The organism is Arthrobacter sp. 05N428_2 (genome assembly GCF_056397065.1).
This window is the reverse complement of sequence record NZ_JBFTMR010000005.1, coordinates 1-23893: the sequence shown is the minus strand read 5'-3', so window position 1 is coordinate 23893 and position 23893 is coordinate 1. Positions and strand designations below refer to the sequence as shown.

The following is a 23893-nucleotide window of genomic DNA, read 5'->3' as shown; positions in this document are numbered from 1 at the left end:
CCGGCCAGGCAGACCGGGCCGGGCAGCCGGCCGGTCAAATCTGAATCCCGGTGATTTATCGCTATCAGCTCATTCTGGCTTATTTTCAATAATCAGTCCTAAATGGTTGATCTGTCCGAATCAGCCGCCTAGGGTTGGGACATGTACGTTCTGACCATTGACCAGCGCGGCAGTACCGCCGACGTCGACCGCGTCCCGGACCTGCTGGCCGAACTGGCCGCGCTTTGCCCCGACGCAAACTTCGAACGCTCGGTCGGCGACGAGGTCCAAGGCGTGCTGCAGCACCCGGACGACGTCGTGGAAATCGCCCTGCACGCACTCCGCAGCGGCCACTGGTACGTGGGCATCGGGGTGGGCCCGGTGGAGCTCCCGCTGCCCGCCAGCCCCCGGGAAGGATCGGGTCCGGCCTTCGTGGCGGCGCGCTCGGCAGTGGAACGGGCCAAGTCCGAAGCCTCGCGCGTCCCGCTCGCTGTCGCCGGAGAGGCTCGTSGGGGGACTGCCGCCGGCCCCGGGCGCGGACCGGGGCCGGCAACGCCGGGAGTCCGCGAATGTTCGAATGCCGAGGCCGTGCTGCGGCTGATCGGCCGCCTCGTCCAGGACCGGACCGCCGCGCAGTGGAAGGTGGTCGACGTGCTGCGCGGCATCCAGCACGGCCACGCCGGCACCCACGGGACGCAAAAGATCGCGGCCCGGCAACTCGGAATCACGGAACAATCGGTGAGCCGCGCGCTGCTTCGATCCGGCTGGCAGGAAGAATGGGCGGCGAGGCCTGCCGCTGAAATGCTGCTGGGCCTGGCAAACAGCCTGATCGACGGGACGGACGACGACGCCCCGCAGACACGTAGTAAAGGAGACCGGTGAGCGCCCTCTGGATCACCCTGGCCCTGCTGGTGGCCGGATTCGCCGGCTGGCCGGTCACCGCCCTGGTGTTCCGGCTGGCGCGGACCATCGATGACCGGTCGGACAGCCGGGCCGACGGTGGAGCCTCTGCGGATAACCCTTCCGCGGACARCACGGTCGACGGCGAGATCACCCTGCCGGCGGCGTCACCAGCGCCGAGGCCGGCATCGGCCGCGGGGGCCGTCGAACCAGCCGTTGAACCAACCGTTGAAGCAACTGTCGGAACAACCCCGGCAGCGCCAGGGACCAGCACCCGCATCCTGCGTGGCGGTGCGATCATCGGCGTGCTCGAGCGGTTGGCTGTCTGCATGGCGATCCTGACCGGCCAGCCCGTCGCCATCGCCTACGTCGTGGCGATCAAGGGCCTCGGACGCTTCGCGGAGCTGAAGGAAACGCCGGTCGCCGCCGAACGGTTCATCATCGGCACCCTCACCTCCATGCTCTGGGCCGCTGGAGTGGCAGCCCTGACCAAGGTGATCTTCCTCGGCTGACGCGCTTCGGCCGAGGCGTCCGGCGGGCAGGGGCGATAGGGTAGCGGTATGACTGTTTTTGCTGTTGAGTACGTTTACGACGCCGAATCCGCCGCTACCCGCGACGCCACCCGCCCCGCGCACCGCGAATGGACCGCAGGACTCGCCCAGGACGGCACGCTCCTTGCCAGCGGCCCCTACTCGGACGGCGCCGGCGCCCTCCTCATCTTCAAGGCGGCCGACGAGCCGGCCCTGACAGAGATCCTGAAGCAGGACCCCTACGCCGGTGCCGGCGCCATCTCCGGCATCCGCACGACGGTGTGGGCTCCGGTGACCGGCCTGCTGGCCGGGCACGCCGCCTAGCCCCGCACCGCCCGCCCACCATCGATCCTGAGATTTAAGAGGAGTCCACGTGACCTCGGTCAGCCTGGGAATGCCGTCCGCACCGCCCCCCGTACTTGCCCCGCGCCGAAAGACCCGCCAGATCAAGGTGGGCTCGGTCGGCGTCGGCTCCGACTCGCCGATCAGCGTGCAGTCGATGACCACGACTCCGACCACGGACATCAACGCCACCCTGCAGCAGATCGCCGAACTGACCGCCTCCGGCTGTGACATCGTCCGAGTGGCCTGTCCTTCAGCCGATGACGCAGCGGCCCTGCCGATCATCGCCCGCAAGTCGCAGATCCCGGTGATCGCCGACATCCACTTCCAGCCCAAGTACGTGTTCGCGGCGATCGAAGCCGGCTGCGCTGCCGTCCGCGTGAACCCGGGCAACATCCGGAAGTTCGACGACCAGGTCAAGGAAATCGCCCGCGCGGCCAAGGACCACGGCACCTCGATCCGGATCGGCATCAACGCCGGTTCGCTGGAGCCGGGCATCCTGAAGAAGTACGGCAAGGCCACCCCGGAGGCCTTGGTCGAATCCGCGGTCTGGGAGGCCTCGCTGTTCGAAGAACACGGCTTCCACGACTTCAAGATCTCGGTCAAGCACAACGACCCGGTCATCATGGTGGCCGCCTACGAGATGCTGGCGGAAAAGGGCGACTGGCCGCTGCACCTCGGTGTGACCGAGGCAGGGCCGGCCTTCCAAGGCACCATCAAGTCCGCCACCGCCTTCGGAGCCCTGCTTTCGCGCGGGATCGGCGACACCATCCGGGTCTCCCTCTCCGCCCCGCCGGTGGAGGAGATCAAGGTGGGCAACCAGATCCTGCAGTCACTGAACCTGCGCCCGCGGAAGCTCGAAATCGTCTCCTGCCCCTCCTGCGGCCGCGCCCAGGTGGACGTCTACACGCTCGCCGAGCAGGTCACCGCCGGGCTTGAGGGGATGGAGGTCCCGCTGCGCGTCGCCGTCATGGGCTGCGTGGTCAACGGCCCCGGCGAAGCCCGGGAAGCGGACCTCGGCGTCGCCTCGGGTAACGGCAAGGGCCAGATCTTCGTCAAGGGCGAGGTCATCAAGACTGTTCCTGAGGACCAGATTGTTGAGACACTGATCGAAGAGGCAATGCGTCTCGCTGAAGAGATGGGGGAGTCCGATGGCGAAGATGCTGTCCAGGGTGGCCCCGTGGTTAGCGTCTCGTAGGGACGGCGCCACCGGGCCCACGGCCGGCCTCACCCTTCGGGTCCTGGCGGGCGCGGACACCGGCGCGTTACTGCAGCTCGCCCGGCAGGACGCCGTCGCGAACGTCTTTATCCTGTCCCACCTCGAAACAGCCGGAACCGCGGCGCCCACCGGCGGCGGTGCCAGCATCTTCGGCGTGTTCGACGGCGACACTCTGCTGGGGGCGTGCTGGGCGGGCGCCAACCTGGTGCCGGTGCAGCTGGATCCGGAGCTGGCCGGCCTGGTCGCGGCCGCCGCGCACCATTCCGGCCGCCGGTACGCTTCGATTTTCGGTCCGGCCGAGGCGGTCCTGGCGCTGTATGCGGCCCTCGAGCAGTTGGGCTGCCCCGCGCAGGAGGTCCGCGGCGAGCAGCCGCTGATGAGCATCGCCGGGCCACCTTTGATCGAGCCCAACCCCGCGCTGGACTTTGGCCAGCTCGCGGACTTCGACCGGATCCTGCCGGCCTGCGCTGCCATGTTCGAGGAGGAAGTGGGCTATTCGCCCTACCTCGGCGGCCGCGACTACTACAGCCGCCGGGTCAAGAGCCTGATCCGGGCAGGCCATTCGCTGGTCCACTTGGGCCCGGGCCGCGAAGTGGTATTCAAGGCCGAACTCGGCGCTGTCACGGCAGATGTCACGCAGGTGCAGGGCGTCTGGATGAATCCCGCGTTCCGAGGGCTGGGCCGGAGCGCCGGCTACATGGCCGCCGTCGTGGTCCTCGCCCAGACCGTCGCCCCGGTCACGAGCCTGTACGTCAACGACTTCAACACCCGTGCGCGCGCCAGCTATGAGCGGGCCGGGTTCCGCCAGGTGGGCACCTTCGCGACGGTGCTTTTCTAGTCACATTATTGACAAGCTGTTTCGACAGAAATCTGGTTGACGACTCTTGTTTTAGTGGCTGGGATCACATAGGTTCTAGCTAAGCCGCGCCGAGCAGGCGCGAGCGCTCTCAGGGAAGAAACCGACCCTTGGCTGCAGGTGCCGTCCGGCAAGGCGGGGCCAGCTGGACGGGCAGCCTTGGGCAGAGCGGCACTGGGGTCGCAGAGAGCCACGCCATCACGGGATGACCAGCCGGTAACGGCCAGGGGCTTCCGCGTTATGGCGTGGCTCTTCCCTTTCCGCCGGGGAACGCGGCCGCCGGCAGACGGTAGATTGGTAGCTGGACAATTTTCGTAAACATCCAGAACGCCCCGCACTTCCTCAGAAACGGATACCTCCCAGTGGTCCTTCGACTCTCCAAGCTGTTCCTGCGCACCCTGCGTGAAGACCCCGCCGACGCTGAAGTCGCCAGCCACCGGCTGCTGGTCCGTGCCGGCTATATCCGCCGCGCGGCTCCGGGCATCTACACCTGGCTGCCGCTGGGACTGAGCGTACTGCGCAGGGTCGAGCAGATCATCCGCGAGGAAATGGCCGCCATCGGTGCCCAGGAAGTCCATTTCCCGGCCCTGCTGCCCAAGGAACCCTACGAGGTGACCAACCGCTGGACTGAGTACGGCGAGGGCATTTTCCGGCTCAAGGACCGCAAGGGCAACGACTACCTGCTGGCCCCGACCCATGAGGAAATGTTCACCCTGCTGGTCAAGGACCTGTACTCCTCGTACAAGGACCTGCCCCTGAGCATCTACCAGATCCAGAACAAGTACCGCGATGAAGCCCGTCCCCGGGCCGGCCTGCTGCGCGGCCGCGAATTCATCATGAAGGACTCCTACTCCTTCGACGTCGACGACGCCGGCCTGGATGCCAGCTACGCGGCGCACCGCGGCGCCTACCTGAAGATCTTCGAACGACTCGGCCTGGAAGTCGTTCCGGTGGCGGCCACGGCCGGCGCCATGGGCGGCTCCAAGAGCGAGGAGTTCCTGCACCCGACCGAGATCGGCGAGGACACCTTCGTGCGCTCTCCCGGCGGCTACGCGGCCAATGTCGAAGCGGTCACCACGGTGGTGCCCCCCGCCATCGATTTCAGCAACGCGCCGGCCGCGGAGGTCCGCGACACCCCTGACACCCCGACGATCGACACGCTCGTCGACGCCGCCAACGCCCTGGTTCCCCGCGGCGAGGCCGACGGCGGCGCCTGGACCGCAGCGGACACGCTCAAGAACGTGGTCCTCGCCGTCACCCTGCCGACCGGTGAACGACAGCTCGTCGTGATCGGCGTGCCCGGCGACCGCGGCGTGGACCTCAAGCGCGTCGAGGCGAACATCGGCGCCTTCCTGCCCATCGGCGGCGAGATCACCCTCGAGGCAGCCAACGAGGAGGACCTCAAGAAGCAGGCGCTCCTGGTCAAGGGCTACATCGGCCCGGGCCTGTCCTTGGACGCCCCGCTGCTGGGAGCCGAGGGCGCCTCGAAGCTGCTCTACCTGGTGGATCCCCGGGTTGTCAGCGGCTCCGCCTGGGTCACCGGCGCCAACGAGGCGGGCAAGCACGTCTTCGGCCTTGTTGCCGGCCGCGATTTCGGCTGGGACGGCGTCATTGAGTGCACCGAGGTGCGCGCCGGGGACGAAGCCCCGGACGGCTCCGGGCCGCTGGAAACCGCCCGCGGCATCGAGATGGGCCACATCTTCCAGCTCGGCCGCAAGTACGCAGAAGCACTCGACCTGAAGGTCCTGGACCAGAACGGCAAACAGGTTGTCGTGACCATGGGTTCCTACGGCGTCGGTGTCACCCGCGCTGTGGCCGCCCTGGCCGAGTCCAACCACGACGACAAGGGCTTGATTTGGCCCCGGGCCGTTGCGCCGGCCGACGTCCACGTCGTCGCGGTGGGCCGCGGCGAGGAAATCTTCGCGGCCGCCGAAAAATTGTCGCTGGAACTGGAAGCGGCCGGCCTTGAGGTCATCTATGACGACCGCGCCAAGGTGTCGCCGGGCGTCAAGTTCGGCGACGCCGAGCTCGTGGGTGTCCCGACCATCGTCGCCGTCGGACGCGGGCTCGTGGACGGCGTCGTGGAAATCAAGGACCGCCGCAGCGGCGAGGCCGAGAACATTGCCGTGGACAAGGCTGTCGACCACGTGGTCAACGCCGTCCGCAGCAACTGACGCGTCCCGGCGTCGCCAGGTATGGTCTCGGGGCTTGAATCGATCCAGCTCGCCACGCTGGTCCTCGTGGTGGTTGCCGGGTTCGCCGCCGGCTGGGTCGACGCCGTGGTGGGCGGCGGGGGCCTGATCCAGCTTCCGGTCATGCTGCTGGTCCCGGGAATCACCCCGGTGCAGGCGCTGGCGACGAACAAGATGGGTTCCATCTTCGGCACCACCACCAGCGCGGTGACCTTCTACCGGCGCGTCGGGCCGGACCTGCGCACCGCCGTGCCGATGGCGGTCATTGCGCTGGCCGGCAGCTTCGGCGGGGCCGTGCTGGCAGCGACCCTGCCGGCGAGCGTGTTCAAGCCGATCATCGTGGCGGCGCTGGTCGCAGTGGCGCTGTTCACCGCGCTCCGCCCCAACGTGGGCGGGCTGACCCGGCTGCGGCACGACGGCCACCGGCACTACGTCATCGCCTGCCTGATCGGCGCCGTGATCGGCTTCTACGACGGCATGATCGGTCCGGGCACCGGATCGTTCCTGATCATCGCGCTGGTGTCCGCGATGGGCTATGCCTTCCTGGAAGCCAGCGCCAAGGCCAAGATCGTCAACATGGCCACCAACGCGGGCGCCCTGCTTTTCTTCCTGCCGCATGGTTCACTGCTTTGGGGCCTCGGCCTGGTCTTGGGCGCGGCCAACATGGCCGGCGGCTACCTTGGCGCCCGGACCGCCGTCAGCCGGGGCAGCAAGTTCATCCGGGTCGTGTTCCTCGTGGTGGTGGGGGCGCTGATCATCAAGCTCGGATCCGACGTCTGGAACGACGTTTTCCGCTAGCGCCGGCAGTCCTGCCAGCCCCCGTCCTGACAGCCGTCCTCACGGCTGCCCTGACAGCCGTGCCCGGCGGCACTGCCGTGCACACGGCCGCGGGCGTAGCATGCAGCTATGTCAGCTCCTGTTGAGCGCTACGGCGATGCCCTGGCGGCCGCTTTCCGGCATGCCCGCCGCTGGCTGGAGAGCCAGGAAACCCGGCCCGTGGGCCCGCGCGTGGCCGCGGCCGACCTTGCGGCCGACTTCGGCGGTCCGCTGCCCCGGGAAGGCACCCCGGCGGCGGAAGTCGTGGACTACCTGGCCACTAAGGCCGAACCCGGGCTGATGGCGATGCCGTCCGGACGGTTTTTCGGCTGGGTGATCGGCGGCACCGTGCCGGCCGCGCTGGCCGCGGACTGGCTGGTCAGCGCCTGGGACCAGAACGCGGGGCTGCGCTTCGCCACCCCTGCCACGGCAGCCATCGAGGAGGCCGCCGGCAAGTGGCTGATCGAGCTGCTCGGACTTCCCGCCGAATGCGACGTCGGCTTCGCCACCGGTGCCACGATGGCCAATTTCACCGGCCTGGCCGCGGCACGGTGGCGCCTGATGGCCGACGCCGGCTGGGACCTCGACGCCGACGGCCTCGCCGGCGCGCCGCGGATCCGCTGCTTCGTGGGCCAGGAACGGCACGACACGATCGACCTTGGCCTGCGCTACCTGGGGCTCGGCAGGCCCACGGTCGTCCCCGCGGACCGGCAGGGCCGCATCGACGCGGCGGAACTGGACTGTGCCTTGGACCGCGCGCTGGCAGACGCCCCCACCGCCCCCGGCGGTGCCGGATCTGCCCGCACCCCGCTGCTGGTCTGCCTGCAGGCCGGGAACCTGCATTCTGGAGCCTTTGATCCCTTCAAAGAGGCCATCGCCGTCGCCAAGGCCCACGGTGCCTGGGTCCATGTGGACGGTGCGTTCGGTCTCTGGGCCGCCGCCGTGCCGGAACTCGCCGACCTGACCGCCGGGATGGGCGGCGCCGATTCCTGGGGCACCGACGCGCACAAGACCCTCAACGTCCCTTACGACTGCGGGATAGCGGTGGTCCGGGACGCGCAGGCGCTGCGATCGGCCATGGGCGTGCACACCAGCTACCTGATCCAGGACACGGACGGCGCCCCCGACCCCTTCGAGACGGTTCCGGAGCTGTCCCGCCGTGCCCGTGGGGTGCCGGTGTGGGCTGCGCTGAAATCGCTGGGCCGGGACGGCGTTGCCGGCCAGGTCCGCGGGCTGGTGCTGCATGCCGGGCAACTGGCGCAGCAGCTTTCCGCGCTGGAGGGCGTTGAAGTGCTCAACGACGTCGACTACACCCAGGTTTCGCTGGCCTTCGGCGACGACGAGACCACCCGGGCAGTGACGGCCCGGATCATGGCCGACGGTCGGGTCTGGATGTCCGGTTCACGCTGGCAGGACCGGGACATCCTGCGGATTTCGGTGAGCAACTGGAGCACGGACGACGCCGACGTGGCAGTTGCGGTCGACGCCGTGCGCGATGCCGTGGCGGCCGTCCGGGAAGACAAACGCGGCTAGCCCGACCGTTCGGCGGCTTCCCCGGGCGCCGGTAGGCCCTGCGGGGCCGGCAGGCCGGCGAGCGTATTTCCGGCGAGGGTGCTGGCCACCCACAGGGAGCGGGCCAGGTCGCCGCGGTGGTTGCGCTCCGCGTACCACAAGGCGTTCTCCACCTCCCGGACCACAGCCCACTGCCGGGCAGTCTCGCCGTCGAGGCCGGCTGCGGCGCTGAAGTCCCGGCAGCGGGCCAGCAAGGCGTCGCCGGGACCGGTGCGGGGCAGCTCGGCCAGCCGGTTCCACAGCAGCGGGGCGACCGCGAACTCCGCTTCGCCGACCAAGGGCTGCGGGTCGATCGCCTTGAATTCTTCGGCCGTGAATCCGGCACCGGGCAAGCCTCCGGGGCCGCGCCGCTCCGGGGCGGCGGGCCGTGCGAGGACGTTCTGGAAGTGCAGATCGGTGTGCACCAGTACGTCCGTGCCGGACCGCCGGCCGACAGCGCCGCGGGTCTGGCAGACCTCCAGAGCTGCTTCCAACAGCCAGCGCGGGAACGGCCGGCCGAGCCGCTCCCAGCGCTCCGGGAGCTCGTCGCTCCACTGCTCGGCGCGGGCAGCTATGTGGCCGAAGGCCGGCCACTGCGGCCGGCCGTCCGGCGGAAGGCTCAGCTGGCTGACCAGGCCGCCCCAAATGGCAGCGGCGGCGTCCAGCGGCACGTCCTGCAACGAGCGGCCGCCGTCGAGCCGTTCGAGCAGCAGGGCACCCGCCTCGGGGTCCGCCTCATAGACCTGGACGGCGCCTCGGCCGCCCCACAACGCAAGGGCCTGGCGTTCAGCCAATGCTTCCTCGTGCGGAAAAGCGAGCTTCAGGACCGCCGCCGCGGCATCGGGCGTCTGCCCGCGGACCGGGACCACGATGGCGCCGTGGCCGTGCCAAGGCAGGCCGCCGGGGGCCAGATCAGGCACGAGCTGCCACTGCTCCAGGCAGCGTCCGAGCACCCGGGGGAGAGCCGCCAGCCAGGCCCGGCCCTCGCTGCTGCCGCCGTAGCGGTGGGAGAGCGCGGGTGGGATCGGGACGGCTGCAGGCGTGGTCATCGCCTCCAGCGTAGTTCCAGTGGAGTTACGGCGTCGTTCCCGCCGGTCAGGCCGCGATGCCGCTGGCGCCGAGCCAGCTGCCGATCAGGAAGGTCGCCACGAGAGCCGCGGCGCCGCCGATGACCACCCGGATGGCCGCCTTCATCTGCGAGCCGCCGCCGATCCAGGCACCGATGGCTCCGGTAGCCGCCAACGCGATGAGTACCGCCGCGAAAGTCAGCGGGACGCGGACGTTTTGCGGCGGCAGCAAGATGGCGAGCATCGGCAGGATGGCCCCGATCAGGAAGGCGACGGCGGAGGCGAACGCCGCGTGCCACGGGCTGACGATGTCGGTCTCGTCGATATGCAGTTCGGCGGACAGGTGGGCAGCGAGTGCATCGTGCGCCGTCAGCTCGGTGGCCACCTGCTGGGCGGTTTCGGGGCTGAGGCCCTTCCCCTGGTAGATAGCGGCCAGCTCGGCAAGTTCCTCCTCGGGCTGTTCGGCCAGTTCGCGGCGTTCTTTCTCGATCAAGTCGTGCTGGCTGTCCTTCTGGCTGCTCACGGACACGTACTCGCCCAGGGCCATCGATATGGCGCCGCCGACGACGCCGGCAGCGCCGGCGATGAGGATCGGGCCCGAATCGGTGGTCACACCGGCGACACCGACCACAATGGCGGCGACCGAGACGATGCCGTCATTCGCGCCCAGGACGCCGGCGCGGAGCCAGTTCAGCCGCTGTGCAATGTCTTCGTGGTGGGGCTCGTTGTCGTGAAAGGCTGCTGCGCCGCTAATCTCCATGGCTACAGCAAATCATCAGCCGCCAGTGCTGGCCAGTATTGGAAGGCTAAGCAACGTAAGCCGGACCTTGGCCAGGCGTCAACCGGCGGGCAGCGTCGGGAACGACGCGGGGTCCACGTCCAGGCCCGGCAACGCGGCGGCACTTGCCCCCCAGAGAGCGGCGCGGCGCGCGGCGCCGAGCAACCCCGCGATGGCCCACTGTCGGGCGTCCCCGTCGCTGAGGGCCACGAGGTCGCCGTACGCGGGCAGCGACGCGCCCTCCAGCGCCGCCAGGCCGGGCCCGGGCGAGGCCAGGAACGCCGGATCCAGGGCGTAGCCGGGCTCCGGCGGCGGGATCGCTGCGCACTGCGACCGGCTCAGTGATTCCGCGCCGGCGAGAAGTGTCTCGTGCCGTGCAAGCTGCTCCGCTGCCGACTTGGCCGCTGCGCCGTCCAAGCGGGTCAACGCCACCTGGTAGCCGTACATGGTCTCCTGCTCGGTGCTGATCACCGCCGCCAAGGCTCCCGGCAGCCCGGCATTTCCGGCAGCCGTCCCGCCGTCGTTGACCGGGGCGGACGACGGCGAAGCGGTCGCGGCGGGGCACGATCCGGGGGCTGGGTGGGCGGCGGCAGGTCTCGGGTCGGGCGCTCCGGCCGCCGGGTCCGGGGCGCCGGCTGCGGCGGCGAGGGCGCTGGACTGCAGCAACTGGGCGGTTCCGACCGCAGCCAACAGCCTGGCCATCCCGCCGTCGGCAGTGGCGGCGTCGGCGAGGCGCTGCCGGCCGCTGCCGGCGAGGGACGCAGCTAAGCCGGCGACGGTCGTCGGAGCGGACGGCAGGGAGGGTGTGGACTGTGCTGCCGCCTGAGCCTGGCCGGGCCGCAGCAGCGCCCGCGCGTGGGTTGTCAGCAAACTCACAGTCTGAGTCAGGGCGGTCCGGGAGCCCTCCGCCGGTGCGTCCTGCGCCGGGTTCGCAGCCGCGGCCCCCCGGGCGGCTCCCAGTTCCTCGCCGGCGTTCCGCAATTGCAGCGCGTCGGCCAGTGCGGCGGCGCGGGCCCGTTCGGACGCCGGCGGTTCCTGTGGTTCCGGCGGATTCCCGGGCCTGAACACCATTCCCAGGCTGACCATCACCAGAGCGAGGCAAACGAGGAGGGCGATGCGGGGGAGGTGCCGGGGGAGCCGGAGCCGCCGTCGTTCTTCCCCGCTGTCGTCTTTCACAACAGACCATGTTGTCATGCCGGTCGGGAACTGGAGTGCACCATGGCGCCGGGAATATCGCTAGGCTAGTAGGCACAACATCATCTAGCGGGAGGCGGGCGGCATCATGACCAACGCAGAAGCCACGACTTCGACAGACCGGACCGGGACGGGGAAGGCTGAAGCCGTACCCGCCCATAATCCGGAGGCCGAACGCCTGCACGCCCTGCTGGAGCCTGCAGTCCTGGCGAACCGGTTGTACCTTGAAGATGTTTCCATCCACGTAGCGGGCGCCAACCGGGTGGTCCACGTTGTGGTGGACCTGCCGCAGGAAGAAACCGGGGGCGTCAGCCTTGACGTCATCGCCGAGATTTCCAAGACACTCTCCGATGTCCTGGACAACGACCCGAGCATCGACTCCCGCCCCTACGACCTCGAGGTGTCTTCGCCCGGCGTGGGGCGGCCCCTGACCGAGCAACGGCACTGGCACCGCGCCCGCGGACGGCTGGTCACGGTCAAGGTGATCCAGGACGACAACGTCACCGGCCGCATCCAGTCCGTGGACGACGGCGGCGTGACCCTGGTTCCGGAGTTGGCCRTCAAGAAGGGGATGAAGCCCAAGCAGGGCGAACCCATCAAACTTCCTTTCGACAAGATCCGCAGTGGAAAAGTCGAGATAGAGTTCAGCCGCCTCGAAGAGGCCGGCCTGGAGAACGACAATGGACCTTCCGAGGAGGCCTAATGGATATTGACATGAGCGCACTGAGACTCCTGGAGCGTGAGCGCGAAATCCCGCTGGATCTCCTGATTCCGACCATCGAGCAGGCACTGCTGGTGGCCTACCACAAGACACCCGGCGCCTTCGAGAAGGCCCGCGCGGAGTTGGACCGCAAGAGCGGCCACGTGACCATCTGGGCGACCGAGATCGACGACGACGGCGCGCCCATCGGCGAATTCGAGGACACCCCGGCCGGCTTCGGCCGGATCGCGGCGAGCACCGCGCGGCAGATCATCCTGCAGCGCCTCCGCGATGCCGAGGACGACAATGTGCTGGGCCAGTTCAAGGGCCGCGAGGGTGAACTCGTGGCCGGCACCATCCAGCAGGGCAACAACCCGCACATGATCCAGGTGAACCTCGGCACGGTGGAGGCGCTGCTGCCGCCGCCCGAGCAGGTTCCCGGCGAGAAGTACACCCACGGCAACCGGCTCCGCGCGTTCGTGATCGACGTGCACCGCGGCACCAAAGGCCCCTCCATCACACTGTCCCGGTCCCACCCGGGGCTGGTCCGGAAGCTCTTCGAACTCGAAGTTCCGGAAATCGCCGACCGCTCGGTCGAGATCGTGGCGCTGGCCCGCGAGGCCGGACACCGCACCAAGATAGCGGTCAAGGCGAACATCCCCGGCGTCAACGCCAAGGGCGCCTGCATCGGTGAAATGGGCTCCCGCGTCCGCGCCGTTATGACGGAGCTGAACGACGAAAAGATCGACATCGTCGACTACAGCGACGAACCCGCCGCGTTCATCGCCAGCGCCCTCTCGCCGTCGCGCGTGAATTCGGTCACCATCACGGACGAGGCCACCCGGTCCGCCCGCGTCGTGGTGCCGGACTACCAGCTGTCCCTTGCGATCGGCAAGGAGGGCCAGAACGCGCGCCTTGCCGCCAAGCTGACCGGCTGGCGGATCGACATCGTCTCCGACGCCACGGAAACCCGCGACAAGTAATTGCCGAAAGTTGTCCCTGGGACGCCGCCCGGCGGCGTCCCAGCTCCACGCCCCGAACGGGACCGCTTCGCCCGGTTTCGGACGGCAGCCCCCGGCGGCACCGAAAAAGGGGCTAGAATAGACAGGACCGCGCCTAACGGCCGGTATCCTCGTGCTTCAGCGCGTCCGGGTGTTTGACCGGAAGCCATGGGGCCGGCAGATGCGAACTGGCAGGAAGATACTCGTAGTGGCAGAAGTGCAACACCTCGGGAATCAGCCGCAGCGCACCTGCATCGGATGTCGGAAGAAGGGTCTGCGGTCGGAGCTACTCCGGCTTGTCGCCGGCGCCAGCGGTTCATCCGCTGTGGTGCTGGATGAACGACGTCGGATGGCTGGCCGGGGAGCATGGCTGCACCCCAGCGAAAAGTGCCTGGCACTGGCGGTCAAACGTCGAGCGTTCGGACGCGCCCTCAGCGGCGCCGCCCTGACTCCCGACGTCGAACGCCGGATCGTGGCAGGCACGCGAGCTGCAGACACCCCGGTGGCCGCGGCAACAACCGTCCAACCTGAAAGCGGGTCAGAAAACTGATGGAAACCCGATGAGTTCCCAGCGATGAGTGCGCAACGATGACAACTTTGTTGCGCTCTGCAATGGACCTTTCAGCTGCACTCGCGGCGGAGGTCCGCAGTAAGAAGTAGACGGTTCGTGCCTGGCTCGGTGCGGACCGAGACAGGAGAAATGTGGCCAAGGTCCGCGTACATGAGCTTGCTAAAGAGCTCGGTATTACTTCCAAAGATGCAGTAACCAAACTGCAGGAACTGGGCGAATTCGTTCGCTCCGCCTCTTCCACCATTGAGGCCCCCGTTGTGCGGAAACTGCGCAACGCCTACCCCGCGGCAGCCGCTCCGAAGTCCGAAGCGCCCGCCTCAGCCCCCAAGGCAAGCCCCGCAGCGTCCCGACCGGCCCCCGCGCCGGCCCCGGCCGCGCCGAAGGCAGCCGAACCCAAGACTGAAGCTCCGGCTCCGTCGGCTCCGGCCGAGGCACCCGCGGCGGCCCCCGTTGCCGCTCCGGCTGCCCAGGCGCCGTCGGCACCCGCAGCCCAGGCTCCGGCAGCGCAGGCTCCGGCCGCTGGTGGCGCCAAGCCCGGCGCGCGTCCGGCACCCAAGGCCGAGGCCCCGGCTGCCCCGGCACGCCAGGGCGGCTCTGCGCCGCGTCCGGGCGGCCCCCGTCCCGGTAACAACCCGTTCGCCACGTCCCAGGGCATGCCCCGCGGCCGCGGTGGCGACAACGAACGCACCTCCCGTCCGGGTAACAACCCGTTCGCTCCTTCCCAGGGCATGCCGCGCCCGGGCGGAAGCCGCACCGAGGGCGACCGCCCCGGCGGCCCCCGTCCCGCAGCAGGCGCTGGTGGTCCCCGTCCGGGCGCTCCGCGTCCGGCCGGCGCCGCCGGTGCACGTCCGGGCGGACCCCGCCCGGCAGGCGCTCCCGGCGCCCGTCCCGGAGCCGGCGGAAACCGTCCGACTCCCGGCATGATGCCCAACCGCACCGAACGTCCGGCACCCGCAGGTGCAGGCCGTCCCGGCGGCGGCGGCCGTGGTCCGGGTCGCCCGGGCGGCGCTCCCGGCACCGGTGCTCCCGGCGCCGGCGGCGGCGCTCCGGCCGGAGGTGGCTTTGGCAAGGGCGGCCGCGGTCGCGGCGGCACCCAGGGTGCCTTCGGCAAGGGCGGCGCAGGCCGCGGCAAGCAGCGCAAGTCGAAGCGTGCCAAGCGCCAGGAACTCGAGCAGATGAGTGCCCCGTCGCTGGGTGGCGTGAGCGTACCCCGCGGCGACGGCAACACCATTGTCCGGCTCCGCCGCGGCTCGTCCATCACGGACTTCGCCGACAAGATCGAGGCAAACCCCGCCGCACTGGTGACCGTCCTCTTCCACCTCGGCGAAATGGCCACGGCCACGCAGTCGCTGGATGAGGAAACGTTTGCCCTGCTGGGTGAGGAGCTTGGCTACAAGCTCCAGGTCGTCTCGCCGGAAGATGAGGAGCGCGAGCTGCTCTCCGGCTTCGACATCGACTTCGACGCTGAACTGGAAGCCGAAGGCGACGAAGACCTCGAGGCCCGTCCTCCGGTTGTCACCGTCATGGGCCACGTCGACCACGGTAAGACCCGGCTGCTCGATGCCATCCGCAAGTCCGACGTTATGGCGGGCGAGCACGGCGGCATCACGCAGCACATCGGTGCCTACCAGGTCACGCACAACCACGAAGGCACGGATCGCCGGATCACCTTCATCGATACCCCGGGCCACGAAGCGTTCACCGCCATGCGTGCCCGTGGTGCGAAGGTTACCGACATCGCCATCCTGGTCGTTGCAGCCGACGACGGCGTGATGCCGCAGACCATCGAAGCCCTTAACCACGCCCAGGCGGCCAACGTGCCGATCGTCGTGGCCGTGAACAAGATCGACAAGGAAGGCGCCAACCCGGACAAGGTCCGCGGCCAGCTGACCGAGTACGGACTGGTTCCGGAAGAGTACGGTGGCGACACCATGTTCGTAGAGGTCTCTGCCCGCCAGAACCTCAACATCGACGAGCTGCTCGAGGCAGTCCTGCTCACCGCAGACGCTGCCCTGGACATGCGCGCCAACCCGAACAAGGACGCCCGCGGTATCGCGATTGAAGCCAACCTGGACAAGGGCCGCGGTGCCGTTGCTACCGTCCTGGTTCAGTCCGGCACCCTGCACGTCGGTGACACGATCGTGGCAGGCACGGCCCATGGCCGCGTCCGTGCGATGTTCGACGACGACGGCAGCTCGCTGACCGAGGCAGGTCCGTCCCGCCCCGTGCAGGTGCTGGGTCTGTCCAACGTCCCGCGTGCCGGTGACACCTTCTTCGTGACTGCTGACGAGCGCACCGCCCGCCAGATCGCCGAGAAGCGTGAAGCCGCCGACCGCAACGCCGCGCTGGCCAAGCGTCGCAAGCGGATCAGCCTTGAAGACTTCGACAAGGCCGTCGCCGAAGGCAAGATCGACACCCTCAACCTCATCCTCAAGGGTGACGTGTCCGGTGCGGTTGAAGCCCTCGAAGACGCGCTGCTCAAGATCGACGTCGGCGAGGGTGTCCAGCTCCGCGTTATCCACCGCGGTGTTGGTGCGATCACGCAGAACGACGTCAACCTGGCCACGGTCGACTCCGCTGTCATCATCGGCTTCAACGTCAAGCCCGCCGAGCGTGTTGCCGAACTGGCAGACCGCGAAGGCGTGGACATGCGCTTCTACTCCGTCATCTACGCAGCCATCGATGACATCGAAGCAGCGCTCAAGGGCATGCTCAAGCCGGAGTACGAAGAGGTCCAGCTGGGCACCGCCGAGGTCCGCGAGGTGTTCCGTTCCTCCAAGTTCGGCAACATTGCAGGCTCGATCGTCCGCTCCGGTGTTATCCGGCGCAACACGAAGGCCCGCATCAGCCGCGACGGCAAGATCATCGGCGACAACCTCACCGTTGAGACGCTCAAGCGGTTCAAGGACGACGCCACCGAGGTCCGCACGGACTTCGAGTGTGGTATCGGTCTTGGCTCGTACAACGACATCAACGAAGGTGACATGTTTTCGATCTTCGATCGAAAACCGTCCGGCTCCGACAGGCCCGATGCCACTCCCAGGCCGCCGGGAAAGACCCAACGGGAGTCCGTCGTAGACTCGCCTTAGGCGCGTGGCACCAAACTCACCAATGTGCGGCTTGCGTTCCGGCGCCGTCGTACATCCAAGAATTTAGGAGTGGAAATGGCTGATCCCGCACGGGCTGCCAAGTTGGCGCAGCGGATTAAGGTCGTGGTTGCTGAGGCTTTGGGCCGGAGGGTCAAGGACCCGCGGCTGGAAGGTGTGACTGTCACCGATGCGCGGGTGACCAATGATCTGCAGCACGCCACGGTCTACTACACGGTGTTCGGCGACGAGGTGGCCCAGGCGGATGCCGCCAAGGGGCTGGAGAAAGCCAAGGGTGTGCTGCGCCAGGAAGTCGGCCGGAACATCACCGTCCGGCTGACGCCGACGCTTGAATTCGTCGCCGACCAGATTCCCGTGGTGGCCTCGAACCTGGAGCAGCTGCTGCGCGAAGCCAAGAAGCGCGACGCCGAGGTGGCAGCCCTTGCCGCCAGCGCCAAGCACGCCGGCGACGCCGACCCGTACAAGAGCGACGTTCCCGACGACGTCGAGCTCGACGAAGACGACTTTGACGAAGAAGAAACCGACCTCATCGACCACGATGCGATCGATGAGGACCGCAACAAGTAAGCGTCTTCAACAGCAGGGGCCGGAACCGGAAAAGGATCCGGCCCCTGCTGTTTGCGTATCCGGGGACCTTCGACCCTTGGCCCGGTCGCAGCGGGGGAGTCCCATGGAGTCATGACTGCGGGCGAGCGCAACGTTGGTGACCGGCAGTGAGTACCGTCCTGGTCAAATGCCCGCAGTGCGGCACGACCAATCGCATACCCACGGAGGCGCCCGGCCACCCGCGCTGTGGCAAGTGCCGCCGCGACCTGCCGTGGATCGTCGAGGCCGGCGACGCCGACTTCGCAGCGGTCGCTGAGCAATCGCCGGTCCCGGCCCTGGTCGACTTCTGGGCCGCCTGGTGTGGTCCGTGCCGCATGGTCAGTCCGGTGTTGGACAAACTGGCGCAGGAACGGGCCGGCCGGGTCAAGCTGGTCAAGGTCGACGTCGACACGTCACCGGCACTGTCCCGGCGCTTCGACGTCCAGGCCATCCCCACGATGCTGGTGATTACGGACGGCAGGGTGGTGGCGCGGCAGACCGGAGCCCCGCCGGCGGCCGCCCTGCGCGGTTGGCTGGACGATGCACTGGCAGCCAAGCCCGAAGGGAGCAAGTGATGACCGAAATCCTGCGCTATGAGGTCGGATCGGGAACGGTGCTGGTGGAAGTCGACGAGGGAAGCTTCGGCGTCGAACGGCCTGCCCGCAACGAACTGGGCATCCTCGATGCCGGCCGCCGGCTTGAAGACGCCCTTACCGCGGTGCGGCCGGCCGCGAAGGCCGCCGCCGACGTGATGCGGGAACTCGCCCCTGAGCATCTGGAGGTTCAGTTCGGCGTGAAGCTGGCCGGCGAAGCCGGGGCCATCATCGCCCGGAACTGCGCCGAGGGCCACTTCATCGTCAAGATGTCGTTCACCGCGCCGCCGGCCCCCGCCATGCTGCCGGAAGACGAGATCCGGCTCTAAGCCGGGCTGCGCCGAGGCGGCCCGTCAGCCCCGCCGTCGGCCTCTCAGGCCACCGAGTAACGGGGAACCCATGCCCAGCAGGAAGCCGAAATCATACCAGTTGCCGGCCCGCCCGGTGTTGTAGAACGGGAACTCGTGCCAGGCCCCGAAGACATGGGCGATCAGCACGATCCAGGCCGTGATCCCGTTCCAGATGCCCCACAACAAGTCCTGCCACCACATCAGCTCCTCCTCCAACGCCGTCCGCACCCCGGCCGTGAATCCGCCCGCACCCGTGTGTGGTCAGGCTACTGCCTGGCGCGTTCCTGCGGTAGGGACGCGAGGGCCGCCCGGCGGCCGGGAAGCCGGCCCAGGCCTTCGACGAGATCCGGCTGGGCGCCGCACAAGGCGATCCGGATCCAGCCTTCGCCGATGGAGCCGAACGCGGTGCCCGGGGCGAAGGCCACGCCCGCATCGGCGAGGAAGCGCCGGACCCAGGCACGGACGTCGCCGCCGCTGACGTGCGAGACATCCGCCCAGAGATAGAAGGCCCCCTGCGCGCTGAGGAACGGGATGCCCTTGGCTTCCAGCACGGCCGAGGCCGCATCCCGGTTGGCACGGTAATGTGCGTGCGCATGGCTGACATAGTCCTGCGGTCCGGTCAGGGCAGCCAAGGCCGCGTACTGCGAGGGTGAGGCGACGCAGGAAACGATCGCCTCCATCACGTTGTTCATCTGCTGCTCGAGTCCGGGCGGGCAGATCAGCGCCCCGATCCGGAGCCCGGTGAGCCCGTAGGTCTTGGACAGGGTCAGCGAGGTGAACACCCGCGCCTCGCCGGGAACATCGCTGTCGAAGCGCGCCGGGCTTACGTGCGGGACGTCGTAGGTAAATGCCTCGTAGCATTCGTCCGAGATGATCCAGAGGTCGTGGCGTACGGCCAGGTCCACGAGGCTGCGGGTGAGCTCTTCGCCGAGCACCGCGCCGAGCGGGTTGGACGGCGAGTTGAGGACCAGCACCTTGGTGCGCGGCGTGATGAGCGCTTCGATGTCTGCGAGCCGGGGCTGGAAGTCGTGGTCGGGGTAGAGCGGATACCGTACGGGGACGGCGTGCAGCAGGCTGGACGTCATCGCAAACGTCGGGTAGCCCGGGTTGGGAATCAGGACTTCGTCGCCGGGGGAGAGCAGCAGGGTCATTGCGAAGTGCAGTCCCTGCTGCGCGCCGTCGACCACGTACACCCGGTCCGCGCCGACCGGCGTCGCATTGTGCTCACGGAACCTGGCCGCGAAGGCCTCCCGCAGGGCCGGAATCCCGGCATTGGGGGTGTAGTTGGTCTCGTCCCGGTCCAGGCAAGCCATGCCGGCTTCGAGGATATGGCGGGGGAGGGCGAAGCCCGGCTCGCCAATGCTTAGCACGATCGCGCCGGGGGTATGCCAGGCGGCTTCGGTGATCTCGCGGATCTGGTTGACGGCGACGTCGCGGACATGGGCGGCTAGCTCTGGCATGTTTGCCATCCTAGCGTCCGGCGCCCGGCGGACAGCCGCGCCAGGGGCAGTCCCGGCGCGGATATACTGGGAGGCGTGCTTTCTGGACTGGTGATAGTGGACAAGCCGCAAGGCTGGACCAGCCACGATGTGGTTGGACGGATGCGGCGGATCGCCGGTACCCGAAAGGTGGGCCACGCCGGAACCCTCGACCCCATGGCGACGGGCGTGCTGGTGCTCGGCATCAATAAGGCAACCCGCCTGCTCACCTACATCGTGGGGACCTCCAAGACTTACACCGCCACCATCCGCCTCGGCGAGTCGACCGTCACGGACGACGCCGAAGGCGAGGTCACCGCCACGCACAGCGCCGCCGGGGTCACCGAGGAAAGCGTCCGTGCCTGCGTCGCCGCCCTGACCGGGGAGATCCAGCAGGTGCCCAGCAGCGTCAGCGCTATCAAGGTCAACGGCGAACGAGCCTACGCCCGCGTCCGGTCCGGCGAAGATGTCAAGCTTGCCGCCCGGCCCGTGACGATCCACCGCTTCGAGCTCCACGAACTCCGCCGCGCCCAGAACGGCGAAGCCCTGGACCTGCACGTGACCGTGGAGTGTTCCTCCGGCACGTACATCCGGGCGTTGGCGCGCGACCTGGGCGAGGCTCTCGGCGTCGGCGGACATCTCACCGCACTGCGCCGGACGCAGGTGGGGCCCTACACCCTGGACCAGGCTCGAACCCTGGAACAGTTGGCCGGAGAGCTGGATGTGCTGGAGATGTCGCAGGCGGCGCGGGCGCTGATGCCCAACCGCCAGCTCACCGCCGAAGAAACCACGGAACTGTCCTTCGGCCGCCGGATCCCGGCCGGCGCCGCAGCCGGCACACCGGACGCCGCGACCGCGGAGAAGCCGGCTGCCGCCTTCGCCCCGGACGGTTCGCTGGTGGCGTTGCTGGCCGATGCCGGAAACTATGCCAAGCCCGTGCTGGTCTTCGCGCCGGACAATGAGAAGCGCGCCGCCGAAAAGCCGGCGGGCTAGCTGTGGACGGATTTTTCTACATCATCCTCGTGGTCGGCCTGGTCTCCACCGTCCTGTGCGCCGGCGCCGGCATCCTGAGAAAGGCACCCAACGATGCGACCATCCTGTCAGTGGCCGCCGTCGAACTATCCCTCCTGGTCTACTTGGTCGGTTCGATTGTCCGGGTTGCGACGGGGGAGCGGATCGCCGGGGAGCCTTGGGAGTTTTGGGGCTACCTGGCCACGGCGCTGCTGCTGCCGGTTGGCGCGGTCTACTGGGCCATCCTCGAACGCACCCGGTGGAGCAACTTCGTGCTGGCCGCCGTCGGCGTCACCGCACTGGTGATGGCCGCCCGAATGAATCAGATCTGGTACTGACGTGGAAGAGGCAAAGAAGAACATGACGGCTTCAGAGCAGCAAACCGGCGACGGGACCACCGGCGTCGCGGGGACCACCGGCGACGCCGCCGGTTCGGCGGCGCGGGACACCCGAAATACCGGACCCGGCCGGCTGCTGATTGCTGTCTACGCGGTGTTTGCCCTCTCGGCAACCGCGCGGGCCGGCTACCAGATCCTCACCAAATTCGCCGAGGCGCCCTTCGCGTACTTGCTGTCCGCCTTCGCCGCCGTCGTTTACATCGTGGCGACCGTCTCCCTCGCAAAGCCCGGACGGACCTGGTTCAAGGTGTCTGTCACGGCTGTCCTGGTCGAATTGGTTGGCGTCCTGGTGGTCGGCGCGCTGAGCCTGTTCGACGCGGCCAACTTCCCGCACGAGACAGTCTGGTCCTTGTTTGGGCGGGGCTACGGATTCATCCCGCTGCTGCTGCCCATCCTGGGCCTCATCTGGCTGTACCGGCGCCGTCCCGCGCGCCAACAAGCCTGACCAGGCTCCCCGACAGCTACCGCACCCCCGGCTCGGAAAAGGAGCCACACCCCGTTCTGCCGCCGCTGGCGCGATGGTCCTGCGCTGCGGCAAACAGTAAGTAGACTTGCCAAAGGTATAGTAAGCATGCTTATTGTGGAGCATGGGAGCGGACAGAGCGAGCGATGCACCCCACATTTTTCCACTGCAGCGAGGGAGGCATCATGAGCACAATGACCGCCGTTCGCCGAGGATCATGGGAAGCGAAGAGGGCCGCCGCGGGTCGCCGACGCGGGTGGCAGGGATGAGCCAAAGGCACGAATCCGAAGGATGGCGGACAGACCAGCTTCTGTCCATGGCGGCCAGGGTGGTCGAACGCCGCAAGGACCAGGCCTTGGCGGCCCTCGGGCTGACGCATGCCGGCGTGATAGCCCTCCAGGGGCTCCTCGCCGGAAATACGAACCAGGAGCAACTGGCCCGCCGGATTGCGGTGCAAAGCCAGTCTCTGGGAAAGGTGCTGGCTCGTCTGGAGGAGGCGGGCCTGGTCACGCGCACCAGGGATGAGCAGGACCGGCGGCAACTCACCGTGGCGTTAACCCCGGCCGGCAGTGCCGCGCTGGCGACCGCACATCAGATTGAGCGCGATGCTCTTCCCGAGGACTTGGAAGGCTGGACCACGCTACAGCGTGATCTGGTCAGGATCCTGACCGCATTCGAGGCTCCGGGCCGGTTCTGAGGTCGGGCCCGACCCGGGCCCTCGGCCCGGGCCCATCAGGCGGGACCGCCGTCGTCGTGGGTTTTATTCATCGTTTCCGTGCAGATCTAGCCGGCGCCGCAAGGCGGGCCAGGCAGCGGCGAAGCCTGGATGCAGCTCTTTGTCGCCTACGCCGTCCAGCCGCACCCATTGCAGTTCGAGGCTCTCGTGGTCGCTGATTTCGGCTTCAAAGGGTTCCACCACCCGGGCGGCGACTGTCGTGTAGGACCAGTACCCGACGTCGAACACCGACGTGAACAGCACCCGGACTGACGAGGGCGGCACCGCGGCTTCCTCCTTGGCTTCCCGGAGCGCGCCGTCCACGGCATTCTCCCCTTGGTGCAGGGCGCCGCCGGGAAGGCCCCACGTTCCGCCTTGATCACTCCAAGTCGCCCGGTGCTGGAGCAGGACTCCCTTGCCGGCGTCGTGCACCAGCAGGCCCGCGGACCCGAACCGGCCCCAGAACCGGCCGTGCCCGCCTTCCACCCATGCATCCCCGGGGTCCCGGGGTCCAAACGGCCGGCGCGGGTCGTTGTACGGGTTGGTGTGAGCCTCGGCTGGCTGCGCGGCGGAACTGTCCATTCGGTTAGTCTGCCACGCGTTCAAGCGGGACTCCCGAGTATGGCGTTTTGCTTAGTGTCAGTGGGCCGAGGTTTTCACCTAGATCCGGTCACGGTAGCCTGCACGCATGGCGCTCAATCGGAACCGTGTGGGGAACCGCAACCGTGCGGGGATCCGCTTCGCCGGCTTGGTCGTCGCGGCAGTCTTGTCGACCGGTTCAATGACGGCGTGTGGCGAACAATCCGCGCCGCCGCAACTTCCGGCGGCCCCGCCGGCCTCAAAGCTGGCGCCGCAGCCGGGCATATCGGCGATCACTCCCGAGTTTAGGGAACTTCAACTGAACCGGAGTGCGGAACCGGCGGAGACGCTGCCCTGGCATCTGATCCGACTGGACCTGAACGAAAATCGGGTATACCTCTCAGCGTCCTCGGTGATGTGCACGACGCCCGAGAAAGTGCGGCTGATCGAGACCGCTTCTGAGATTAAGATTTCCGTGACGGGGACGCGACGCAGCGAACCCTGCACTGCGCAGAGCATCACCCTGGTCGGGTACGTCCAGCTTGGCTCCATCGGTGGGAGGCAGGTCACCGGCGATAGCAGCTGATGCCGGTGACGGGCGCGAGGGCGCGACGGCCGCCCGGCTGCTCCGTTGCCCTAATAATGTCTGACCCTCTTGTTTGAATTGGTTCATGGGAATCGGTGCAGTTCTCGTCTCTCGTCCGGCCGGTCGGCCGGACGGTGATGAGCGCGGTGCCGCTCCGTCACTCGGCAGTATTTTGGGCCAGTTGCGGGAGTTGAGTTCGACGGCGGCGCGGGACGCGGCGCTGCTCGGCTTCGCTGCGGCGGCGGACTTCGCCGGCGACGTCGAGGAGATCGCCCGGACCCTCGAATACCTGCAAATCGTCGCCGCCGGCGCCGTGGACCGCCGTGGACCGC

At 68.3% G+C, this 23893-nt stretch carries 25 protein-coding genes and 2 pseudogenes; 21 read left to right on the top strand and 6 right to left on the bottom strand.

Annotation, left to right across the window (positions count from 1 at the left end; genetic code table 11):
• The first annotated feature begins 141 nt into the window (after positions 1-141).
• From AC1DGI_RS06815 to AC1DGI_RS06780, 8 genes are all read left to right on the top strand, one after another.
• Entirely contained in the window at positions 142-861 is a 720-nt protein-coding gene (locus AC1DGI_RS06815) for a MarR family transcriptional regulator (protein WP_476898231.1), read from the top strand.
• On the top strand, positions 858-1391 hold the full coding sequence (locus AC1DGI_RS06810; protein WP_476898230.1) for a hypothetical protein: 534 nt from the start codon (positions 858-860) through the stop codon (positions 1389-1391). Before AC1DGI_RS06815 ends, AC1DGI_RS06810 begins: the two co-directional genes overlap by 4 nt.
• 48 nt (positions 1392-1439) lie before the next feature.
• Positions 1440-1733 (top strand): YciI family protein, encoded by a 294-nt coding sequence (locus AC1DGI_RS06805; RefSeq protein WP_441401276.1) that lies wholly within the window; start codon positions 1440-1442, stop codon positions 1731-1733.
• Between the two features lie 49 nt (positions 1734-1782).
• Positions 1783-2949 carry a flavodoxin-dependent (E)-4-hydroxy-3-methylbut-2-enyl-diphosphate synthase gene (gene ispG, locus AC1DGI_RS06800; protein WP_476898229.1) on the top strand — a complete coding sequence of 389 codons (1167 nt, stop codon included), beginning with the start codon at positions 1783-1785 and terminating at the stop codon, positions 2947-2949.
• Positions 2912-3808 carry a GNAT family N-acetyltransferase gene (locus tag AC1DGI_RS06795; RefSeq protein WP_441401283.1) on the top strand — a complete coding sequence of 299 codons (897 nt, stop codon included), beginning with the start codon at positions 2912-2914 and terminating at the stop codon, positions 3806-3808. Before ispG ends, AC1DGI_RS06795 begins: the two co-directional genes overlap by 38 nt.
• Positions 3809-4188: 380 nt before the next feature.
• The gene (locus tag AC1DGI_RS06790) at positions 4189-6000 is read left to right on the top strand and encodes a proline--tRNA ligase (protein ID WP_441401272.1); all 1812 of its coding nucleotides are present in this window, start codon (positions 4189-4191) and stop codon (positions 5998-6000) included.
• A 21-nt stretch (positions 6001-6021) separates the two neighbouring features.
• Complete coding sequence (locus AC1DGI_RS06785; RefSeq protein ID WP_476898228.1) at positions 6022-6816, top strand: sulfite exporter TauE/SafE family protein; 795 nt, start codon at positions 6022-6024, stop codon at positions 6814-6816.
• Positions 6817-6924: 108 nt separating this feature from the next.
• Complete coding sequence (locus tag AC1DGI_RS06780) at positions 6925-8367, top strand: pyridoxal phosphate-dependent decarboxylase family protein (RefSeq protein WP_476898227.1); 1443 nt, start codon at positions 6925-6927, stop codon at positions 8365-8367.
• Here the strand turns inward: AC1DGI_RS06780 and AC1DGI_RS06775 are convergent.
• The 3 genes from AC1DGI_RS06775 to AC1DGI_RS06765 all read right to left on the bottom strand — a co-directional run bounded on the left by AC1DGI_RS06775 (position 8364) and on the right by AC1DGI_RS06765 (position 11406).
• The gene (locus tag AC1DGI_RS06775) at positions 8364-9434 is read right to left on the bottom strand and encodes an aminoglycoside phosphotransferase family protein (protein ID WP_476898226.1); all 1071 of its coding nucleotides are present in this window, start codon (positions 9432-9434) and stop codon (positions 8364-8366) included. The two genes, AC1DGI_RS06780 and AC1DGI_RS06775, sit on opposite strands and share 4 nt — an antisense overlap.
• Before the next feature lie 46 nt (positions 9435-9480).
• Positions 9481-10212, bottom strand: coding sequence for a VIT1/CCC1 transporter family protein (locus AC1DGI_RS06770; protein ID WP_476898225.1), 732 nt, complete (start codon positions 10210-10212; stop codon positions 9481-9483).
• A 78-nt stretch (positions 10213-10290) separates the two neighbouring features.
• Positions 10291-11406 (bottom strand): DUF4439 domain-containing protein, encoded by a 1116-nt coding sequence (locus AC1DGI_RS06765; RefSeq protein ID WP_476898224.1) that lies wholly within the window; start codon positions 11404-11406, stop codon positions 10291-10293.
• 106 nt (positions 11407-11512) lie between these two features.
• Between AC1DGI_RS06765 and AC1DGI_RS06760 the strand changes: the two genes are divergently transcribed.
• The 7 genes and pseudogenes from AC1DGI_RS06760 to AC1DGI_RS06730 all read left to right on the top strand — a co-directional run bounded on the left by AC1DGI_RS06760 (position 11513) and on the right by AC1DGI_RS06730 (position 18310).
• The gene (locus AC1DGI_RS06760) at positions 11513-12127 is read left to right on the top strand and encodes a ribosome maturation factor RimP (RefSeq protein ID WP_476898223.1); all 615 of its coding nucleotides are present in this window, start codon (positions 11513-11515) and stop codon (positions 12125-12127) included.
• Positions 12127-13107 (top strand): transcription termination factor NusA, encoded by a 981-nt coding sequence (gene nusA / locus AC1DGI_RS06755; RefSeq protein WP_476898222.1) that lies wholly within the window; start codon positions 12127-12129, stop codon positions 13105-13107. The genes AC1DGI_RS06760 and nusA overlap by 1 nt, the downstream gene beginning before the upstream one ends.
• A gap of 199 nt (positions 13108-13306) precedes the next feature.
• Positions 13307-13675, top strand: a complete 369-nt coding sequence (locus AC1DGI_RS06750) for a YlxR family protein (RefSeq protein WP_441402388.1) — start codon at positions 13307-13309, stop codon at positions 13673-13675.
• A gap of 152 nt (positions 13676-13827) precedes the next feature.
• A pseudogene (infB, locus tag AC1DGI_RS06745) lies at positions 13828-16704 on the top strand (translation initiation factor IF-2); the annotation flags it as partial.
• Positions 16705-16860: 156 nt separating this feature from the next.
• On the top strand, positions 16861-17370 hold the full coding sequence (gene rbfA, locus AC1DGI_RS06740; protein ID WP_476898221.1) for a 30S ribosome-binding factor RbfA: 510 nt from the start codon (positions 16861-16863) through the stop codon (positions 17368-17370).
• A gap of 146 nt (positions 17371-17516) precedes the next feature.
• Complete coding sequence (gene trxA, locus AC1DGI_RS06735; protein ID WP_476898220.1) at positions 17517-17963, top strand: thioredoxin; 447 nt, start codon at positions 17517-17519, stop codon at positions 17961-17963.
• Positions 17963-18310: a CU044_2847 family protein gene (locus AC1DGI_RS06730; protein ID WP_476898219.1), complete on the top strand. Its 348-nt coding sequence runs from the start codon at positions 17963-17965 to the stop codon at positions 18308-18310. The genes trxA and AC1DGI_RS06730 overlap by 1 nt, the downstream gene beginning before the upstream one ends.
• A gap of 24 nt (positions 18311-18334) precedes the next feature.
• Here the strand turns inward: AC1DGI_RS06730 and AC1DGI_RS06725 are convergent, their stop codons facing one another.
• Together AC1DGI_RS06725 and AC1DGI_RS06720 are read right to left on the bottom strand one after the other, a co-directional pair.
• Complete coding sequence (locus AC1DGI_RS06725) at positions 18335-18532, bottom strand: hypothetical protein (protein WP_441402977.1); 198 nt, start codon at positions 18530-18532, stop codon at positions 18335-18337.
• Positions 18533-18597: 65 nt separating this feature from the next.
• Positions 18598-19791 (bottom strand): pyridoxal phosphate-dependent aminotransferase, encoded by a 1194-nt coding sequence (locus tag AC1DGI_RS06720; RefSeq protein WP_476898218.1) that lies wholly within the window; start codon positions 19789-19791, stop codon positions 18598-18600.
• 75 nt (positions 19792-19866) lie between these two features.
• Here AC1DGI_RS06720 and truB point away from each other — a divergent pair, with 75 nt between their 5' ends.
• The 4 genes from truB to AC1DGI_RS06700 all read left to right on the top strand — a co-directional run bounded on the left by truB (position 19867) and on the right by AC1DGI_RS06700 (position 22378).
• The gene (truB, locus tag AC1DGI_RS06715) at positions 19867-20802 is read left to right on the top strand and encodes a tRNA pseudouridine(55) synthase TruB (protein ID WP_476898217.1); all 936 of its coding nucleotides are present in this window, start codon (positions 19867-19869) and stop codon (positions 20800-20802) included.
• 2 nt (positions 20803-20804) lie between these two features.
• Positions 20805-21158, top strand: coding sequence for a hypothetical protein (locus tag AC1DGI_RS06710; RefSeq protein WP_441402956.1), 354 nt, complete (start codon positions 20805-20807; stop codon positions 21156-21158).
• A 22-nt stretch (positions 21159-21180) separates the two neighbouring features.
• Positions 21181-21663, top strand: a complete 483-nt coding sequence (locus AC1DGI_RS06705) for a hypothetical protein (protein ID WP_441402955.1) — start codon at positions 21181-21183, stop codon at positions 21661-21663.
• A gap of 235 nt (positions 21664-21898) precedes the next feature.
• Complete coding sequence (locus tag AC1DGI_RS06700) at positions 21899-22378, top strand: MarR family winged helix-turn-helix transcriptional regulator (RefSeq protein WP_441402954.1); 480 nt, start codon at positions 21899-21901, stop codon at positions 22376-22378.
• 63 nt (positions 22379-22441) lie between these two features.
• On the opposite strand, the gene AC1DGI_RS06695 is transcribed toward AC1DGI_RS06700, so the two are convergent.
• A complete protein-coding gene (locus tag AC1DGI_RS06695; protein WP_476898216.1) occupies positions 22442-22978 on the bottom strand; it encodes an NUDIX domain-containing protein in 537 nt (178 codons plus the stop codon).
• Positions 22979-23084: 106 nt separating this feature from the next.
• On the opposite strand from AC1DGI_RS06695, the gene AC1DGI_RS06690 reads away from it, so the two are divergent.
• Positions 23085-23561 carry a hypothetical protein gene (locus tag AC1DGI_RS06690; RefSeq protein WP_476898215.1) on the top strand — a complete coding sequence of 159 codons (477 nt, stop codon included), beginning with the start codon at positions 23085-23087 and terminating at the stop codon, positions 23559-23561.
• A gap of 85 nt (positions 23562-23646) precedes the next feature.
• A pseudogene (locus tag AC1DGI_RS06685) lies at positions 23647-23893 on the top strand (hypothetical protein); the annotation flags it as partial.

Excerpts from the sequence above, each read along its gene's own strand:
- AC1DGI_RS06750 (WP_441402388.1), top strand. The coding sequence starts at position 13,307 with ATGCGAACTGGCAGGAAGATACTCGTAGTGGCAGAAGTGCAACACCTC.
- AC1DGI_RS06695 (WP_476898216.1), bottom strand. The coding sequence starts at position 22,978 with ATGGACAGTTCCGCCGCGCAGCCAGCCGAGGCTCACACCAACCCGTAC.
- AC1DGI_RS06805 (WP_441401276.1), top strand. The coding sequence starts at position 1,440 with ATGACTGTTTTTGCTGTTGAGTACGTTTACGACGCCGAATCCGCCGCT.
- AC1DGI_RS06775 (WP_476898226.1), bottom strand. The coding sequence starts at position 9,434 with ATGACCACGCCTGCAGCCGTCCCGATCCCACCCGCGCTCTCCCACCGC.
- AC1DGI_RS06785 (WP_476898228.1), top strand. The coding sequence starts at position 6,022 with ATGGTCTCGGGGCTTGAATCGATCCAGCTCGCCACGCTGGTCCTCGTG.
- AC1DGI_RS06690 (WP_476898215.1), top strand. The coding sequence starts at position 23,085 with ATGGCGCTCAATCGGAACCGTGTGGGGAACCGCAACCGTGCGGGGATC.
- AC1DGI_RS06700 (WP_441402954.1), top strand. The coding sequence starts at position 21,899 with ATGGGAAGCGAAGAGGGCCGCCGCGGGTCGCCGACGCGGGTGGCAGGG.
- AC1DGI_RS06795 (WP_441401283.1), top strand. The coding sequence starts at position 2,912 with ATGCTGTCCAGGGTGGCCCCGTGGTTAGCGTCTCGTAGGGACGGCGCC.
- AC1DGI_RS06780 (WP_476898227.1), top strand. The coding sequence starts at position 6,925 with ATGTCAGCTCCTGTTGAGCGCTACGGCGATGCCCTGGCGGCCGCTTTC.
- AC1DGI_RS06770 (WP_476898225.1), bottom strand. The coding sequence starts at position 10,212 with ATGGAGATTAGCGGCGCAGCAGCCTTTCACGACAACGAGCCCCACCAC.
- AC1DGI_RS06705 (WP_441402955.1), top strand. The coding sequence starts at position 21,181 with ATGACGGCTTCAGAGCAGCAAACCGGCGACGGGACCACCGGCGTCGCG.
- AC1DGI_RS06730 (WP_476898219.1), top strand. The coding sequence starts at position 17,963 with ATGACCGAAATCCTGCGCTATGAGGTCGGATCGGGAACGGTGCTGGTG.
- rbfA (WP_476898221.1), top strand. The coding sequence starts at position 16,861 with ATGGCTGATCCCGCACGGGCTGCCAAGTTGGCGCAGCGGATTAAGGTC.
- AC1DGI_RS06725 (WP_441402977.1), bottom strand. The coding sequence starts at position 18,532 with ATGTGGTGGCAGGACTTGTTGTGGGGCATCTGGAACGGGATCACGGCC.
- nusA (WP_476898222.1), top strand. The coding sequence starts at position 12,127 with ATGGATATTGACATGAGCGCACTGAGACTCCTGGAGCGTGAGCGCGAA.
- AC1DGI_RS06720 (WP_476898218.1), bottom strand. The coding sequence starts at position 19,791 with ATGCCAGAGCTAGCCGCCCATGTCCGCGACGTCGCCGTCAACCAGATC.